This is a genomic window from Pseudomonas frigoris, from assembly GCF_047758635.1.
GTDB classification, from domain to species: domain Bacteria; phylum Pseudomonadota; class Gammaproteobacteria; order Pseudomonadales; family Pseudomonadaceae; genus Aquipseudomonas; species Aquipseudomonas frigoris.
In genome coordinates this window covers 1,092,604-1,109,196 of record NZ_CP180479.1, presented here as the reverse complement: position 1 = coordinate 1,109,196, position 16,593 = coordinate 1,092,604, and the positions used below count along the sequence as shown (strand labels likewise).

Annotated in this window: 15 protein-coding genes and 3 tRNA genes; 1 reads left to right on the top strand and 17 read right to left on the bottom strand. The window is 56.8% G+C overall.

Translation table 11 applies throughout. The annotated features are described in order from the left end of the window. Nucleotides 1-92: 92 nt before the first annotated feature. From ACMXYH_RS04975 to rlmE, 16 genes are all read right to left on the bottom strand, one after another. Nucleotides 93-165: transfer RNA gene (locus ACMXYH_RS04975), tRNA-Thr, on the bottom strand. A 139-nt stretch (nt 166-304) separates the two neighbouring features. Further along, on the bottom strand, nt 305-2,410 hold the full coding sequence (gene pnp / locus ACMXYH_RS04970; RefSeq protein WP_201114931.1) for a polyribonucleotide nucleotidyltransferase: 2,106 nt from the start codon (nt 2,408-2,410) through the stop codon (nt 305-307). 197 nt (nt 2,411-2,607) lie between these two features. Beyond that, nucleotides 2,608-2,877 (bottom strand): 30S ribosomal protein S15, encoded by a 270-nt coding sequence (gene rpsO / locus ACMXYH_RS04965; protein WP_003176135.1) that lies wholly within the window; start codon nt 2,875-2,877, stop codon nt 2,608-2,610. Nucleotides 2,878-3,139: 262 nt separating this feature from the next. Further along, nucleotides 3,140-4,057 carry a tRNA pseudouridine(55) synthase TruB gene (truB, locus tag ACMXYH_RS04960; RefSeq protein WP_129438597.1) on the bottom strand — a complete coding sequence of 306 codons (918 nt, stop codon included), beginning with the start codon at nt 4,055-4,057 and terminating at the stop codon, nt 3,140-3,142. A gap of 3 nt (nt 4,058-4,060) precedes the next feature. After that, entirely contained in the window at nt 4,061-4,462 is a 402-nt protein-coding gene (rbfA, locus tag ACMXYH_RS04955; protein ID WP_008149016.1) for a 30S ribosome-binding factor RbfA, read from the bottom strand. Between the two features lie 159 nt (nt 4,463-4,621). After that, nucleotides 4,622-7,153 carry a translation initiation factor IF-2 gene (infB, locus tag ACMXYH_RS04950; RefSeq protein WP_129438599.1) on the bottom strand — a complete coding sequence of 844 codons (2,532 nt, stop codon included), beginning with the start codon at nt 7,151-7,153 and terminating at the stop codon, nt 4,622-4,624. 27 nt (nt 7,154-7,180) lie between these two features. Beyond that, complete coding sequence (gene nusA, locus ACMXYH_RS04945) at nt 7,181-8,662, bottom strand: transcription termination factor NusA (protein WP_008024459.1); 1,482 nt, start codon at nt 8,660-8,662, stop codon at nt 7,181-7,183. Nucleotides 8,663-8,709: 47 nt separating this feature from the next. Beyond that, nucleotides 8,710-9,168: a ribosome maturation factor RimP gene (gene rimP / locus ACMXYH_RS04940; protein ID WP_010463487.1), complete on the bottom strand. Its 459-nt coding sequence runs from the start codon at nt 9,166-9,168 to the stop codon at nt 8,710-8,712. Nucleotides 9,169-9,306: 138 nt separating this feature from the next. After that, a tRNA-Met gene (locus ACMXYH_RS04935) sits at nt 9,307-9,383 on the bottom strand. 96 nt (nt 9,384-9,479) lie between these two features. Further along, nucleotides 9,480-9,565, bottom strand: a tRNA-Leu gene (locus tag ACMXYH_RS04930). A gap of 22 nt (nt 9,566-9,587) precedes the next feature. After that, on the bottom strand, nt 9,588-9,971 hold the full coding sequence (secG, locus tag ACMXYH_RS04925; RefSeq protein WP_017336473.1) for a preprotein translocase subunit SecG: 384 nt from the start codon (nt 9,969-9,971) through the stop codon (nt 9,588-9,590). 4 nt (nt 9,972-9,975) lie between these two features. Beyond that, nucleotides 9,976-10,731 carry a triose-phosphate isomerase gene (gene tpiA / locus ACMXYH_RS04920; protein ID WP_415766476.1) on the bottom strand — a complete coding sequence of 252 codons (756 nt, stop codon included), beginning with the start codon at nt 10,729-10,731 and terminating at the stop codon, nt 9,976-9,978. Between the two features lie 66 nt (nt 10,732-10,797). Further along, nucleotides 10,798-12,135, bottom strand: coding sequence for a phosphoglucosamine mutase (glmM, locus tag ACMXYH_RS04915; RefSeq protein WP_134422046.1), 1,338 nt, complete (start codon nt 12,133-12,135; stop codon nt 10,798-10,800). Between the two features lie 16 nt (nt 12,136-12,151). Continuing rightward, nucleotides 12,152-13,003 carry a dihydropteroate synthase gene (folP, locus tag ACMXYH_RS04910; RefSeq protein WP_415766475.1) on the bottom strand — a complete coding sequence of 284 codons (852 nt, stop codon included), beginning with the start codon at nt 13,001-13,003 and terminating at the stop codon, nt 12,152-12,154. An 8-nt stretch (nt 13,004-13,011) separates the two neighbouring features. Next, nucleotides 13,012-14,922 carry an ATP-dependent zinc metalloprotease FtsH gene (gene ftsH / locus ACMXYH_RS04905; RefSeq protein WP_129438606.1) on the bottom strand — a complete coding sequence of 637 codons (1,911 nt, stop codon included), beginning with the start codon at nt 14,920-14,922 and terminating at the stop codon, nt 13,012-13,014. A gap of 202 nt (nt 14,923-15,124) precedes the next feature. Continuing rightward, on the bottom strand, nt 15,125-15,754 hold the full coding sequence (rlmE, locus tag ACMXYH_RS04900) for a 23S rRNA (uridine(2552)-2'-O)-methyltransferase RlmE (protein WP_007900501.1): 630 nt from the start codon (nt 15,752-15,754) through the stop codon (nt 15,125-15,127). Between the two features lie 101 nt (nt 15,755-15,855). On the opposite strand from rlmE, the gene ACMXYH_RS04895 reads away from it, so the two are divergent. Next, nucleotides 15,856-16,164 carry a YhbY family RNA-binding protein gene (locus ACMXYH_RS04895; RefSeq protein WP_008005472.1) on the top strand — a complete coding sequence of 103 codons (309 nt, stop codon included), beginning with the start codon at nt 15,856-15,858 and terminating at the stop codon, nt 16,162-16,164. A gap of 9 nt (nt 16,165-16,173) precedes the next feature. Here the strand turns inward: ACMXYH_RS04895 and ACMXYH_RS04890 are convergent, their stop codons facing one another. Next, nucleotides 16,174-16,578, bottom strand: a complete 405-nt coding sequence (locus tag ACMXYH_RS04890; RefSeq protein WP_415766474.1) for an MFS transporter — start codon at nt 16,576-16,578, stop codon at nt 16,174-16,176. Between the last annotated feature and the right edge of the window lie 15 nt (nt 16,579-16,593).

Here is a 16,593-nt window from a genome sequence, read left to right as displayed (position 1 = left end):
CAAGGATCTCTCTGACGCAAAAAACCGTTTGAAGCCCGGTTTATCTGGCCTTCAGAACCATTCGGGATCATCTGAAAACAACGTGTCGCTCGTGCCCGAGACAGGAATCGAACCTGCGACCTTCGCGTTACGAGTGCGCTGCTCTACCAACTGAGCTACACGGGCAGTGGGCTAAACCTAGCACTGACTTTGGGGTCAGGCAACTTCATGACTCGTCTCATTTTTTTGCAGACAAAAAAATGCCCCGCAGCTTTCACTGCGGGGCATTTTTTATAACGTTGAAGCGGTCAGGCGTGGGGAGTGATTAAACGCCCGAAGCCTTGGCTGCTGCTACGTCTTTGATGGACAGCTTGATACGGCCGCGGTTGTCCACGTCCAGTACCAGTACTTCCACTTCCTGGCCTTCTTTCAGGATGTCGGTCACTTTCTCTACGCGAGCGTCGCTCAACATCGAGATGTGGACCAGACCGTCCTTGCCCGGCAGGATGTTGACGAATGCGCCGAAGTCGACGATGCGCTCAACCTTACCAACGTAGATCTTGCCGATTTCGGCTTCAGCGGTGATACCCAGAACGCGCTGACGTGCTGCTTCAGCCGCTTCCTTGGTTTCGCCGAAGATCTTGATCGAGCCGTCGTCTTCGATGTCGATCGAAGCCTTGGTCTCTTCACAGATCGCACGAATGGTCGCGCCGCCTTTACCGATGACATCACGGATTTTGTCGGTGTCGATTTTCATCGCGATCATGGTCGGAGCGTTTTCCGACAATTCGGTACGCGACTGGCCAATGATCTGGTTCATCTGACCGAGGATGTTCAGGCGCGCTTCCAGGGCTTGGCCCAGAGCGATCTCCATGATTTCTTCGGTGATGCCTTTGATCTTGATGTCCATCTGCAGCGCGGTCACACCTTTGGCGGTACCGGCTACTTTGAAGTCCATGTCGCCCAAGTGGTCTTCGTCACCCAGGATGTCGGTCAGGATGGCGAACTTCTCGCCTTCTTTAACCAGACCCATGGCGATACCGGCAACTGGTGCCTTCATCGGAACGCCAGCATCCATCAGAGCCAGGGACGCGCCGCAGACCGAAGCCATGGAGCTCGAACCGTTGGACTCGGTGATTTCCGACACCACACGGATGGTGTACGGGAACACGTCGGCAGCAGGCAGCATGGCTGCAATCGAACGACGGGCCAGACGGCCGTGACCTATTTCGCGACGACCAGCGCCACCCATGCGGCCACACTCACCTACCGAGAACGGAGGGAAGTTGTAGTGCAGCATGAACGGGTCTTTTTTCTCGCCTTCCAGGGTGTCCAGCAGTTGTGCGTCACGGGCGGTGCCCAGTGTTGCAACGACCAGAGCCTGGGTTTCGCCACGGGTGAACAGTGCCGAACCGTGGGTCTTAGGCAGAACACCGACTTCGATGTTCAAAGGACGTACGGTCTTGGTGTCGCGGCCGTCGATACGTGGCTTGCCGTTAACGATGTTTTCGCGAACGGTGCGGTATTCGATTTCGCCGAAAGCAGCTTTGACTTCGCTGGAAGAAGGCTGGCCTTCTTCACCGGACAGTTTGGCAACAACCTGGTCCTTCAACTCACCCAGGCGAGCGTAACGGTCGGCCTTGATGGTGATGGTGTAAGCCTGGGAGATCGCGTCGCCGAACTCGGCACGGATAGCGCCCAGCAGAGCGGTCGCTTCTGGTTGTGGAGCCCAGGCCCAGGTTGGCTTGGCCGCTTCGGCAGCCAGTTCTTTAACAGCGTTGATCACAACCTGGAACTCGTCGTGAGCAAACAGTACCGCGCCCAGCATCTGGTCTTCGGTCAGCTCTTTGGCTTCCGACTCAACCATCAACACGGCTTCCGAAGTACCGGCAACGACCATGTCCAGGCTCGAAGCTTTCTGTTGTTCGTAAGTCGGGTTCAGCAGGTAGCCGGTGCTTTCGTGGAACGCAACGCGGGCAGCGCCGATCGGGCCATCGAAAGGAATGCCGGAGATAGCCAGGGCAGCCGAGGTACCGATCATCGCAGCGATGTCCGGATCGGTTTTCTTGCTGGTGGAAACGACGGTGCAGACAACCTGCACTTCGTTCATGAAGCCTTCTGGGAACAGCGGACGGATCGGACGGTCGATCAGTCGGGAAGTCAGGGTTTCTTTCTCGGAAGGACGGCCTTCGCGCTTGAAGAAACCGCCAGGGATCTTACCGGCAGCGTAAGTCTTTTCCTGGTAGTGAACGGACAGAGGGAAGAAGCCCTTGCCTGGATCGGCTTGTTTGGCACCGACTACGGTCACCAATACGCTGACGTCGTCGTCAACGGTGACCAATACTGCGCCGGAGGCCTGACGGGCGATACGGCCAGTCTCGAGGGTAACGGTCGACTGACCGAACTGGAATTTTTTGATTACCGGGTTCACGGTGTCCTACCTTCTTTTGTGGCTCTTGGGGAACTTGTCTTCTTGCGAAATTCTTGGGCAACGCCGGGAATCGGCCCGACTGTCATTGTCCAGGTAAAGCAGGTATCCAGATAAAACTTGAGGCTGGGAGCCTGCCATGCGCCAGCGGGAAACCCACTGACGTACGACAGACAACCAACCTCTAGCGCAATCGCTTATTAGCGACGCAGACCCAGGCGACCGATCAGAGCCTGGTAACGACCCAGATCCTTGCCTTTCAGGTAGTCCAGCAGCTTACGACGCTGGTTTACCATGCGGATCAGACCACGACGGGAGTGGTGATCTTTACCGTTGGCCTTGAAGTGACCTTGCAGCTTGTTGATGTTGTGGGTCAGCAGTGCAACTTGCACTTCTGGCGAACCAGTGTCACCAACAGCTTGCTGGTAGTCAGCTACGATTTGAGCTTTTTCTTGAACGTCGAGAGCCATGAGGCAATCCTTTTATCAGGAAACTGTTTCAAAGAAACAGCTTCAACAGGCCAGGGACAAATCCCTGTATCTAAAAATGAGTAGTGACCGTGCCTGTTAACAGCCACCCTCGTCCCAGTTTGTGCAAAAGCTACTGCGCTCGGTAATCCTGCGTCAAAAACAGGCTCGGAATGCTCATTGACAGCAGTCAACTCCGCTTCCTCGCCTGTTTTTTCCTTGTCTTCCCTTCGCTCGTTACGCTTTTACACCAAACTGGTTCCGGTCATTCTGACCGAATCAGTCGACGTGGCGCGATGCGCCCGTCTTCGCTCACTTCACCTATACCGATGAAGCGACCATTGTGATCCTGTACCCGTACCATGCCGAACTTCGGTGCATCCGGGGCTCGTACCGGTTGGCCGTTAAGCCAGTAGAACGAGCTGTGCTCCGAGAACTGCAACAGTGGCCAATCCAGCAGGCCGCTGTCCGATGGCATCAGGAAGCGGTCGACCGCTTCGTTGCCGCCTTCGGCATGTACCGCTTCCAACTCTTCAAGCGTGACCGTCTGGGCCAGCGTGAAAGGCCCGGCCTGGGTACGTCGCAGTTCAGCAACGTAAGCGCCACAACCGAGTTGCTCACCGATATCCTCCACCAGGGTGCGGATATAGGTACCTTTGGTGCAATCCACTGCAAGCCGCGCAGTATCACCTTCAAAGGCCAGTAATTCCAAGCGCGCAATAGTAACAGAACGCGGTTCGCGCTCCACTACTTCACCTGCCCGGGCCAGCTTGTACAACGGCTGGCCATCACGTTTGAGCGCCGAGTACATGGGCGGTATCTGACTGATTTGCCCACGAAATTTCGGCAGCACCGCTTCAACATCGGCGCGACCAACGGTCACCGGGCGCTCCAGCAAAACGTCACCCTCGGCATCCGCCGTGGTGGTGGTCTTGCCCAGTTGCGCCAGGGTTTCATAAGCCTTGTCGGAATCGAGCAGGTATTGCGAAAACTTGGTGGCCTCACCGAAGCACAACGGCAACACGCCGGTGGCCAGCGGATCGAGACTGCCGGTGTGCCCGGCCTTCTCGGCGTTCAGCAGCCAGCGGACCTTCTGCAACGCCGCATTGGAGGTGAACCCCAGTGGCTTGTCGAGCAGGATGATACCGCTGACGTTACGACGGATACGTTTGACCTGAGCCACCGATTACTCCTTGGTGTCTTCGGCTTCTGCCGCAACCGGATGCTGATTGTCTTCAGCTACTGCACGTTCGATCAATGCCGACAGATGAGCACCACGCACGACGCTTTCGTCGTAGTGGAAGTGCAACTGCGGAACGCTGCGCAACTTCATTTCGCGAGCCAACTGCATGCGCAGGAAACCGGCGGCGGAGTTGAGCACCTTGATGCTTTGCGCGATGTCTTCAGCGTTGTCCTGACCCATCACGGTGATGAAGATCTTGGCGTGACCGACGTCACGGCTGACTTCAACAGCGGTAATGGTGACCAGGCCGACGCGCGGGTCTTTGACTTCACGACGGATCAGCTGTGCCAGCTCACGCTGCATCTGATCGCCGATACGTTGGGTACGGCTGTATTCTTTTGCCATGTCTTGTTACCTGTTACTGCCCCACGGTGAAACCCGAAGGGTCTGAAAGCGGCAAACGCCCGGCCTGACAAAAGCCAGACCGGGCGTTGCATTTAGAGTCCTGACGCTGCGCCGCGCATCTGCATGCGACGGCTCATCGTGGCCCTTGAAGTGCGCGAGTTAGAGGCTGCGAGCAACCTGAACCTTCTCGTAGACTTCGATCTTGTCGCCTGCTTTGACGTCGTTGTAGCTCTTGACGCCAATACCGCATTCCATGCCGGCACGTACTTCGGAAGCGTCATCCTTGAAGCGGCGCAGGGATTCCAGCTCGCCTTCGAAGATAACGATGTCTTCACGCAGTACACGGATTGGACGGTTACGGTGAACAACACCTTCGATAACCATGCAACCGGCGATCGCGCCAAACTTCGGCGAACGGAACACGTCACGCACTTCAGCGGTACCCAGGATGTTCTCGCGAACATCGCTGCCCAGCATACCGGTGAGGGCTTTCTTGACGTCTTCGATGATGTCGTAGATCACGTTGTAGTAACGCATATCCAGACCTTCCTGCTCGACGATCTTGCGAGCGCCAGCATCGGCACGCACGTTGAAGCCAAACAGTACAGCGTTGGAGGCCAGTGCCAGGTTGGCGTCGGATTCGGTGATACCACCGACACCGCCACCGACAACACGCACTTGCACTTCGTCGTTACCCAGGCCGTTCAAGGCACCGTTCAACGCTTCCAGCGAACCACGGACGTCGGATTTGAGGACGATGTTGAGCGTCTTCTTCTCTGCCTGACCCATGTTTTCGAAGATGTTTTCCAGCTTGCCGGCGTGAGCGCGAGCCAGTTTGACTTCGCGGAACTTGCCTTGACGGAACAGAGCCACTTCACGGGCTTTCTTCTCGTCCGACAGCACGCTCATCTCGTCGCCAGCGTCCGGGGTACCGTCCAGGCCGAGGATCTCGACAGGGATGGAAGGACCGGCTTCCTTGATTGGCTTGCCGTTCTCGTCGAGCATGGCACGTACACGGCCATAGTTCGAACCGACCAGCACCATGTCGCCTTGGCGCAGGGTACCGTCTTGAACCAGAACGGTTGCAACCGGGCCACGACCTTTGTCGAGACGCGATTCAACCACGACCCCACGGCCAGGAGCCGAAGGAGTCGCTTTCAGTTCCAGAACTTCAGCTTGCAGCAGAACAGCTTCGAGCAACTCGTCCACGCCAGTACCGACTTTCGCCGAAACCGATACGAACGGGGTGTCGCCGCCCCACTCTTCCGAAGTCACGCCGTGAACCGACAGTTCGCTACGGATGCGATCGAGATCAGCGCCCGGCTTGTCGATTTTGTTCACAGCAACCACCAGTGGAACACCGGCAGCCTTGGCGTGCTGGACCGCTTCAATGGTCTGCGGCATAACGCCGTCGTCCGCTGCAACGACCAGGATCACGATGTCAGTCGCCTTGGCACCACGAGCACGCATTGCGGTAAACGCAGCGTGACCCGGGGTGTCGAGGAACGTGACCATGCCGCGATCAGTTTCAACGTGGTACGCACCGATGTGCTGGGTGATACCGCCGGCTTCGCCAGCAGCTACCTTGGCACGACGGATATAGTCGAGCAGCGACGTCTTACCGTGGTCAACGTGGCCCATTACGGTCACGACTGGCGCACGGGAGAACGTCTCACCTTCAAACTTCAGGGACTCGGCCAGGGAATCTTCCAGGGCGGTGTCGCTGACCAGGGTCACTTTGTGGCCCAGTTCTTCGGCTACCAGTTGAGCAGTTTCCTGATCAAGCACCTGGTTGATGGTCGCTGGAGTACCCAGTTTGAACATGAACTTGATGATTTCAGCAGCCTTGACCGACATCTGATTGGCGAGATCGCCAACAGTGATGGTCTCGCCGATCTGCACATCACGCACGACAGGGCCTGTTGGGCTCTGGAAACCGTGTGCGTTGCGTTTTTTCAGCTTGGCCTTGCCGCGACCACCACGACGGAAGCCATCGCTTTCTTCGTCGGTAGTACGTGGGGCAACGCGTGGTGCAGGCGCTTTCTCTTTGACCGAAGCACGATGCGGAGCGTTTTTACGCTCGCCGTCGCCACCACCGCTGCGACGATTGTTATCGTCGGCACGTGGTTTATCCGGACGGCGCTGTTCGTTCTGCTTGTTGCGAACGTCAGCAGACGGTGCTGGAGCAGCGGCTACAACCGGTGCGCTTTCGCGTACTGGCTCGGCAACTGCAGCAGGCGCTGCAACGGCGTCGTTAGTAGCGGTTTGCGCAGCAGCAGGCTGGCGACGCGCTTCTTCTTCGGCGCGACGCTTGGCTTCTTCTTCAGCCTTCTGACGTGCAGCATTGTCTACTGCGCGACGTTCTTCCAGTTCGCGTTTGCGCTCGGCTTCGATTTCTTCCGGGCTGCGCTGTACGAAGACTTTCTTCTTGCGTACTTCAACGCTGATGCTTTTGCTGCCAGCAACACGCAGTGTACTGGTGGTTTTGCGCTGCAATGTAATCTTGCGCGGTTCTTCCACTTTCGCCTTGTGGCTGCTCTTCAAGTGAGTCAGCAAAGACTGCTTCTCACTATCGCTCACACCTTCATCGGCGGCGGTGTGCGGCAGACCTGCCTCACGCATCTGCTGCAACAGGCGCTCTACCGGTGTTTTGACCTCATCGGCCAGTTGTTTCACCGTGACTTGCGTCATGCACTTCTCTCCTCAGGCCGCGCCTAATTACTCGAACCAGTGGGCTCGGGCGGCCATGATCAACTTGCCGGCACGATCATCGTCAATGCCGTCGATGTCGAGCAGATCGTCAATAGACTGCTCGGCCAGGTCTTCGCGGGTAATTACGCCGCGCACCGCCAGTTCCATCGCCAAATCCTTGTCCATACCCTCAAGCGAGAGCAGGTCTTCGGCCGGATGGGCGTCTGCCAGCTTTTCCTCAGTAGCGATGGCTTTGGTCAACAAACGATCCTTGGCGCGAGCGCGAAGCTCGTTGACGGTTTCTTCGTCAAAGCCGTCGATGTTGAGCATTTCTTCCAACGGTACGTAGGCAATCTCTTCCAGGCTGGTAAAGCCTTCATCTACCAGCACCTGTGCCAGGTCTTCGTCGACTTCCAGCTCGTCGATGAAGTTGCGCAGGATGTCGCCGGTTTCTGCTTGCTGCTTAGCCTGGATGTCCGATTCGGTCATCACGTTCAGGGTCCAGCCAGTCAACTGGCTAGCCAGACGCACGTTCTGACCACCGCGACCGATGGCCTGAGCGAGATTGTCTGCGCCAACGGCGATGTCCATTGCATGGGCATCTTCGTCAACGATAATTGCCGCCACTTCAGCCGGCGACATTGCATTGATCACGAACTGAGCCGGGTTGTCGTCCCACAGGACGATGTCCACACGCTCACCGCCCAACTCACCCGACACTGCCTGGACGCGCGAACCGCGCATACCGATGCAAGCGCCTTGCGGGTCGATGCGTTTGTCCTTGGAGCGGACCGCGATCTTGGCGCGCGAACCCGGGTCACGGGATGCTGCCATTACTTCGATCAGGCCTTCAGCGATTTCCGGCACTTCGATGCGGAACAACTCGATCAGCATTTCCGGCGCGGTACGCGACAGGATCAGCTGCGGGCCGCGGTTCTCGGTGCGGATTTCCTTGAGCAGCGCACGCAGACGCACGCCAACCCGGAAGGTTTCGCGAGAGATGATGTCTTCACGAGCCAGCAACGCTTCGGCGTTGTTGCCCAGGTCGACGATCACGTTGTCGCGGGTCACTTTCTTCACGGTGCCGGAGATAATTTCTCCCAGGCGCTCGCGATAGGCATCAACGACTTGAGCGCGCTCGGCTTCGCGAACTTTCTGCACGATGACTTGCTTGGCAGTCTGTGCAGCGATACGGCCGAACTCGATGGATTCGATCTTTTCTTCGACTACATCACCAACCTGAGCACCAGGATGCGTTTCTGCAACCTTGCTCGGCCAGGTTTCGATGGCCGGATCGTCCAGGTCTGCTTCTTCGACGACCGTCCAGCGACGGAATGTCTCGTAAGCACCGGTGTGGCGATTGATTTCCACACGCAGATCAACTTCGTCCTCGAAACGTTTTTTGGTAGCAGTGGCCAGAGCCAGCTCCAGCGCTTCAAAAATTACGTTTGCCGGTACGCCCTTTTCATTGGATACCGACTCAACAACCAGCAGTACTTCTTTGCTCATCGTACGCCTCGCCTTTCGCAAGCCATTGGATCCGCGGGATCCGCGTCTCAGTCAAAACTGGGAATAATGTTGGCCTTGTCGATCATATCGATCGGCAACAGGAACTCATGGTCTTCTACCTGCACCACGACGTCCTGCTCTTCTACACCGCGCAGAAGGCCCTGAAAGTTGCGTCGGCCTTCAAAAGGCGAGCGCAGCTTGATCTTCACTTGTTCACCGGCAAATTTTGCAAACTGCTCAATAGTGAACAGCGGGCGTTCCATGCCAGGCGAGGAAACTTCAAGGGTGTATTCAACGGCGATTGGATCTTCAACATCCAGAACACCGCTGATCTGACGGCTGACAATGGCACAATCGTCCACCAGCACTCCGCCCTCTTTATCGATATAAACGCGCAACATTGAGTGGCGACCTTGAGCCGAAAACTCAATACCCCAGCATTCATAGCCTAGGGCCACGACCACCGGGGCCAGCAAGGCCTGCAACTCTTCTAGCTTGCTCGACACCTGAACCCCCTCGTGCATGTATGTGCATGCTGTGCAAAATAAAAAAATGGGCGAAACGCCCATCCTTGAAACGCCGTCGAACAGCGGCGTTGAAAGTGTCCAGCTAACAAAAAGCCCCTTAAAAGGGGCTCCTTAAACTGGTTGCGGGGGCCGGATTTGAACCGACGACCTTCGGGTTATGAGCCCGACGAGCTACCAGACTGCTCCACCCCGCGACAAAGCTGGGGCGGAAGTATACGACCGATCCCTGACAGGGTCAATGTAACCTTCCACCTACAAGAAAGCCCGCAACAGCGGGCTCTCCTGATAATTGGTACCGAGAAGGGGACTCGAACCCCTACACCCTATGGGCACAACCACCTCAAGGTTGCGTGTCTACCAATTCCACCACCTCGGCAATACTACGTTTGAAACCCTTCTTACTTTTGCTCTTGAGCTGGAGGCACGTCAGTCGCTGGAGTAGCCGACTTTTGCTCTTGAAGCACCGGTACATCATCAGAAGCCGGTTGTTGCTTTGGAACTTCCAACACTGCTGGATTTGGCAAACCTACTTGAGTCAGCTGGTGAGCCTTCTCTTTAGCAAAGTAACCTAACCCTAAGCTGGTTATGAAGAAACCGGCGGCAAGTATAGCAGTAAACTTACTAAGAAAGGTAGAGGAACCTTGGCTTCCGAACACAGTATTTGAAGCACCTGCTCCGAACGACGCGCCAGCATCCGCACCTTTACCCTGCTGCAGCAATACCAGAGCAACTACGCCCAATGCACCCAGCAGATGAAAAACGACTACGACTGTTTCCAGCATTTTTTCAGTTTCCCGCGGCGCGACAAATCGCACCGAACTCATCTGCATTCAGGGAAGCTCCACCAATGAGCCCCCCATCGATATCCGGCATGCCGAACAGTTCGACCGCATTGGCCGCCTTCACGCTGCCGCCGTATAGAAGCCGCACACCTTGTGCGACCTCAGAATTCTCTGCCGCCAACTGAGCGCGAATGGCTGCATGCACATCCTGCGCCTGTTGCGGCGAAGCAGTCAGCCCGGTACCAATGGCCCAGACCGGCTCGTAAGCGATTACTGCCTTTGCAAAGGCACCAACACCCAGCTCCTCTATGATACTGCCTAGCTGACGCCCGACAACCTCAAGAGTTTTTCCAGCCTCGCGCTCTTCAAGGGTCTCCCCTACGCACAACACCGGAATCAAGCCACTTGCCTGTGCCGCTGCGAACTTGCGAATCAGCATTCCGTCCTGCTCGCCCATTATCTGGCGGCGCTCGGAGTGCCCGACAAGCACAAAAGAACAGCCCGCATCCACCAACTGACTCGGCGCAATTTCACCGGTCAACGCACCTTGCATGGATTCCACCGCAGAGTTCTGCGCGCCGACCGAAATCGACTTTTCCTTCAAGCCATCAATCACTTGATTGATATGCAAGCAAGGCGGGAATACCGCTACATCAACATCGCTCGGCAAGGCCAGATGACGAAGGCCATTGATCAGCTCAGCGACGCTGGCGCGGGTACCGTGCATCTTCCAGTTACCAGCTACCATAGGGCGACGCATGCTGTACCTCGTCGGTCAAAGTGGGCGCAGATGTTACCCAACACAATCATGGCTGGCAAGCCGAAATCAGGCAGAAACTTCAGTAACCAGTTTTGCCAGCTCTTCGGCGTAGCCGCGAACCTGTGTTTCGTCCTCGCCTTCGACCATGACCCGCACCAGCGGCTCCGTCCCGGACTTGCGCAACAGCACGCGCCCACGACCAGCCATAGCCTTGGTAACGCGCTCACTTGCCTCCTTGACGGATGGATGATCAAGAGGGCTCGCACCGCCGCCGAATCGTACATTGATCAGCACCTGAGGGCACTTGCGCAGCGCCTGACGCGATTGCGCCAGCCCCTCGGAGCGGGTCTTCAGCGCCATCAATACCTGCAATGCGGCAATGATCGCGTCACCGGTGGTGGTGTGGTTGAAGCAGACAATGTGCCCCGAATTTTCACCACCCACCAGCCAATCACGCTCCAGCAACTCGGAGATTACGTAACGGTCGCCAACATTGGCCCGCACAAAAGGAATTGCCAGATCCGCCAGGGCCAACTCCAACCCCAGATTACTCATCAACGTACCGACCACACCACCCTGCAACTTGCCCTGCTCATGCAGGTCACGAGCAATGATGAACAGCAACTCATCACCGTCGACGACAGTACCGGTATGATCAACCATCTGAACGCGGTCACCATCACCGTCAAAGGCGATACCCAAATCAGCATGCTCGGCCAATACAGCAGCTTGCAGCGGCCCCATATGGGTCGAACCGCAATTTTCATTGATGTTCAGGCCGTTAGGATGAGCAGAAAGCACAACGACATCGGCTCCCAGCTCACGGAATACACTAGGCGCCACCTTGTAGGTCGCACCATGAGCGCAGTCGATCACGATCTTCAGGCCCGCGAAGCTGGTGCCGGTCGGGACGCTGCTTTTGCAGAATTCGATATAGCGGCCCGAAGCATCGTTGATGCGCGATACCTTGCCGATCTTGCTCGATTCAACCACAGTCATCGGGGTGTCGAGCAACTCTTCGATCATATGCTCGACTTCATCAGGAAGCTTGGTGCCCTTCCCGGAGAAAAACTTGATGCCATTGTCATCGTGAGGGTTGTGCGAGGCACTGATCACGATGCCCGCTTCAGCTTGGAAGGTACGCGTCAGGTAGGCGATGGCCGGTGTCGGCATCGGGCCCAGGAGCATGACATCGGCACCTGCCGAAGTAAGTCCGGCCTCGAGCGCAGATTCGAACATATAGCCAGAGATCCGAGTGTCCTTGCCCACCAACACCTTGCAGGCGCCCATTTTGCGGAACGCCATACCAGCAGCCCAGCCGAGCTTGAGCATGAAGTCAGGAGTAATCGGATATTCGCCGACCCGACCACGAATGCCGTCGGTGCCAAAGTATTTTTTAGTCATAAGTGCTCCATCATTCTTATTCGGCTGATTCCACTGCGGCGATCATCCGCACCACATCGACGGTTTCGGCCACATCATGGACGCGCAATATACGCGCCCCCTTGACCGAAGCCAGCGCTGCAAGCGCCAGACCACCATGCAGACGCTCGCCAACTGGACGATTCAATGCCTGACCTATCATGCTCTTTCGCGAGACCCCGACCAACAGGGGCCGCCCCAAGGCATGCAGGGCCTCCATATGCTTGAACAAGCTTAGATTGTGCTGCAAGGTTTTTGCGAAGCCAAAGCCCGGATCAAGGATGATCCGGTCCGCTGTAATTCCTACCGACGCACACTGAGCCATGCGCTCGGCGAGAAACTCGCCCACCTCTTTCGTGACGTCCTGATACTGCGGATTGTCCTGCATGTCGCCCGGCTCACCGAGCATATGCATCAGACAGACCGGCAGACCAGTGGCCGCAGCCGCATCCAGAGCGCCATCGCGCCGCAGAGAGCGCACGTCATTGATCAACCCCGCGCCAAGTCGTGCGGCTTCGCACATGACAGCCGGGGTGGAAGTGTCGACCGAGATAATTACATCCAGCTCGCGGTGTATTCGCTCGACGACCGGAGCTACGCGCTCAAGCTCTTCCAGCGGTGAAACCACCCTGGCACCCGGCCGGGTCGATTCGCCACCGACATCAATCAACGTCGCGCCGGCCGCTACCATAGCCTCAGCATGGCGCAAGGCTGCATCGAGCTGGCTATATTGGCCGCCATCAGAGAAGGAATCGGGAGTGACATTGAGAATACCCATGACGTGCGTCAGGGCTAAATCGAGAACCCGATTGCCGCAAGGCAACCGGGTCGAGGACTGAACAGAAGTCATTTCAAACCTTAAACGTCAGCAGCCGGACCGCCGATCGGTGTTTCCGGACGCGGATCCTGTGCCACCGGAGGAGTTCCGGAGGTACCGGTGCCGCCTGACCAGTCGCGAGGTTCACGAGGCGTACGACCCGCCATGATGTCGTCGATCTGATCAGCGTCGATCGTTTCGTACTTCATCAAGGCATCAGCCATGGCGTCGAGCTTGTCACGGTTATCGGTGAGGATCTGCTTGGCCGTGCCGTAGCACTGATCAATGATGCTGCGGACTTCGGAGTCGATCAACTTGGCCGTCTCACCGGAGAAGCTTGCACCCTGACCGCCACCGCCGCGACCGAGGAACACTTCGCCCTCTTCTTCTGCGTACATCAACGGGCCGAGTTTTTCCGACAAACCCCACTTGGTCACCATGTTCCGTGCAATCTGGCTGGCACGCATGATGTCGTTTGATGCACCGGTGGTGACGCCATCGAAGCCCAAGGTCATTTCTTCAGCAATACGGCCGCCGTACAACGAGCAGATCTGACTGATCAACGCACGCTTGGACAGGCTGTAGCGATCTTCTTCCGGCAGAAACATGGTCACACCCAGCGCACGACCGCGCGGGATGATCGACACCTTGTAGACCGGGTCATGCTCAGGCACGACGCGCCCAACAATAGCGTGACCTGCCTCGTGGTAAGCGGTGTTCTGCTTCTCTTTTTCGGACATGACCATGGATTTGCGCTCGGCGCCCATCATGATCTTGTCTTTGGCCAATTCGAACTCTTTCATTTCGACGATGCGCTTGCCGGCACGGGCCGCGAACAACGACGCTTCGTTCACCAGGTTAGCCAGGTCGGCACCAGAGAAACCAGGGGTACCACGAGCGATCACGGCCGGAGCGACATCGTCACCCATTGGCACTTTTCGCATGTGAACCTTGAGAATCTGCTCGCGACCACGGATATCCGGCAGACCGACGACAACCTGACGGTCGAAACGGCCAGGACGCAGCAACGCAGGGTCCAGTACGTCCGGACGGTTGGTTGCAGCGATAACGATAATGCCGTCGTTCATTTCGAAGCCGTCCATCTCTACCAGCAACTGGTTGAGAGTCTGCTCCCGCTCATCGTGACCACCACCCATCCCGGCGCCACGATGACGACCGACGGCGTCGATTTCATCGATGAAGATGATGCATGGCGCGTGCTTCTTGGCCTGCTCGAACATGTCACGAACACGGCTGGCACCGACACCCACAAACATTTCGACAAAATCGGAACCAGAAATAGTGAAGAAAGGTACTTTTGCTTCGCCTGCAATCGCTTTGGCGATCAAGGTTTTACCGGTCCCCGGAGGACCCACCATCAGCACGCCGCGAGGAATGCGACCACCCAGACGCTGAAACTTGCCCGGATCACGCAAGAACTCGACCAACTCACCGACTTCTTCCTTGGCTTCGTCACAACCGGCAACGTCACCCAAGGTGGTTTTCACTTGATCCTCGGAGAGCAGGCGCGCCTTGCTCTTGCCGAAGCTCATTGGCCCGCCCTTTCCTCCGGCGCCGCCCTGCATCTGCCGCATGAAGAACATGAACACGGCGATGATCACCAGGATCGGGAAGCTTGCGACCAGGAGCTGAGTCCAGATGCTTTGCTGTTCAGGCTGCTTGCCTTCGACGACGACATGGTTGTCCACGAGGTCGCCGATCAGACCGTTGTCCTGGATTGCCGGACGAATGGTCTTGAAGCTGTCGCCATCGTTGCGTTTACCGGTAATCACGTAGCCGTCAACCGCTACGCGCTCGACCTTTCCATCCTTGACCTGCTGGATGAAGTCGGAATAGTTGAGGGTCTGCGGCTCGTTAGGGCTGGAGAAGTTGTTCATCACTGTCACCAGGACAGCCGCGATGATCAACCACAGGATCAGATTCTTTGCCATATCGTTCAATTAACTACCCTCTGAAGCAAGCTCCGCTAATGGCGCGCGCTTCGCATGATATTCACCGGCCTAACTTACTACATTACCTACGGCTCTGGCAGGCGCCGTCTGTAACCCTTTGTGAAACACTTTCTACACAATATTCGCAAATGCTCACGGGGCGAAATACGAAAATCCTATCGACCCGCAAAAAAACCTCGATTTACTCACTACGGCCGCGGTAGCCCCAAGCCAGCATGTATTGCTCGCGGGAACTGCCACGGGAAGAGTCCGGCTTGATCATCTGGACCTTGTCGAATTTCTGACGAGCGTCCTTCACGTAAGCATCAAACCCTTCGCCCTGAAACACCTTGATCACGAAATTACCACCCGGCTTGAGTATCCGAGCCGCCAGATCAAGAGCCAGCTCACATAGAAACATGGCTTTTGGCATGTCCACCTCAGGCGTACCACTCATATTGGGGGCCATATCGGAAATCACAAGGTCCACCTGCGAATTACCCACGGCTTCAAGGATCTGAGCGAGCACTTCGTCCTGGGTGAAGTCACCCTGGATGAAAGTCACGTCCGGAATGCTGTCCATTTCCAGGATGTCCGAGGCGATCAGACGCCCCTGACCACCGATCAACCGACTAGTGACCTGCGACCAGCCGCCGGGCGCCGCACCCAGGTCGACAACGCTCATACCCGGACGGATCAGCTTGTATTTCTCCTGGACCTCCAGAAGCTTGTAACTCGCACGCGAGCGGTAACCATCCTTCTGCGCCTGCTTCACATAGGGATCATTGACATGTCTTTTCAGCCAACCAAGGCTTGTCTTGGAACGCGCCATTGGGCACCTCGATGATAAGGGTCGTGATTAATTGGGCGGATCCACGAACCCTCGGGTAAAATGGCCGCCATTTTACAGAATCCAGACTAAAGGGTCAGATTATGCCGCTCACTCAAGAGCAGAAGAAACAGTACAAATCCATTGGCCACCATCTGAAACCAGTTTTGACTGTGGCTGACAACGGTTTGACTGAAGGTGTGTTAGCCGAACTTGAACGCGCTTTGGCGGATCACGAGCTGATTAAAATCAAGCTCAACATCCTCGATCGCGAGTCGCGCCTGGCGAACATTGCAGAACTGTGCAAGGTCGGCAAAGCGGACCTGGTTCAGGTCATCGGCAAGATGGCACTGATTTACCGCAAGAACTTCAGCGTCAACAAGCAGCTGTCGAACGTCCATCGCTTCAAGTGATGACAAGGGTCAAGGGTGTGCTTCGCGCACCCTGCCACTCCATCCAGGCACCGACTGCAACACCAGCGCCAGCCCGGAAAAGCCCAGAACAAGATAGCTGAACACCTGCCAACGCACGGCATCCGGCCAACTGATACGCACCGCGGCATACATCGCACACGCATACAGCGCCATCAGCAGCAGCTGCCCGCGAATATCGCGCCATAGACTGGCAAGGCCCTCGGCCTGAACCAGCACCAAAGCCTGAAAAATCACACACGCTGCGGCGAACCCCACCATCAGCGCATCAAGCATGCCTGCGATTTCGTCGATCAGCAGCGGTGCCAGGCCGATTTTGCCCAGCACCGGCAGCAGACCGATGTGCAACAGCCACAGACCACCAACCCACAACATCTGAGTCAGCTGCCAAAGCATGGCGCCCGCACGTAG

Coding starts and splice junctions, on each gene's coding strand:
- rbfA (WP_008149016.1), bottom strand. CDS start 4,462: ATGGCAAAAGAATACAGCCGTACCCAACGTATCGGCGATCAGATGCAG.
- nusA (WP_008024459.1), bottom strand. CDS start 8,662: ATGAGCAAAGAAGTACTGCTGGTTGTTGAGTCGGTATCCAATGAAAAG.
- infB (WP_129438599.1), bottom strand. CDS start 7,153: ATGACGCAAGTCACGGTGAAACAACTGGCCGATGAGGTCAAAACACCG.
- folP (WP_415766475.1), bottom strand. CDS start 13,003: ATGACTTCTGTTCAGTCCTCGACCCGGTTGCCTTGCGGCAATCGGGTT.
- ftsH (WP_129438606.1), bottom strand. CDS start 14,922: ATGGCAAAGAATCTGATCCTGTGGTTGATCATCGCGGCTGTCCTGGTG.
- glmM (WP_134422046.1), bottom strand. CDS start 12,135: ATGACTAAAAAATACTTTGGCACCGACGGCATTCGTGGTCGGGTCGGC.
- rlmE (WP_007900501.1), bottom strand. CDS start 15,754: ATGGCGCGTTCCAAGACAAGCCTTGGTTGGCTGAAAAGACATGTCAAT.
- rpsO (WP_003176135.1), bottom strand. CDS start 2,877: ATGGCTCTCGACGTTCAAGAAAAAGCTCAAATCGTAGCTGACTACCAG.
- ACMXYH_RS04890 (WP_415766474.1), bottom strand. CDS start 16,578: ATGCTTTGGCAGCTGACTCAGATGTTGTGGGTTGGTGGTCTGTGGCTG.
- secG (WP_017336473.1), bottom strand. CDS start 9,971: ATGCTGGAAACAGTCGTAGTCGTTTTTCATCTGCTGGGTGCATTGGGC.
- ACMXYH_RS04895 (WP_008005472.1), top strand. CDS start 15,856: ATGCCGCTCACTCAAGAGCAGAAGAAACAGTACAAATCCATTGGCCAC.
- tpiA (WP_415766476.1), bottom strand. CDS start 10,731: ATGCGTCGCCCTATGGTAGCTGGTAACTGGAAGATGCACGGTACCCGC.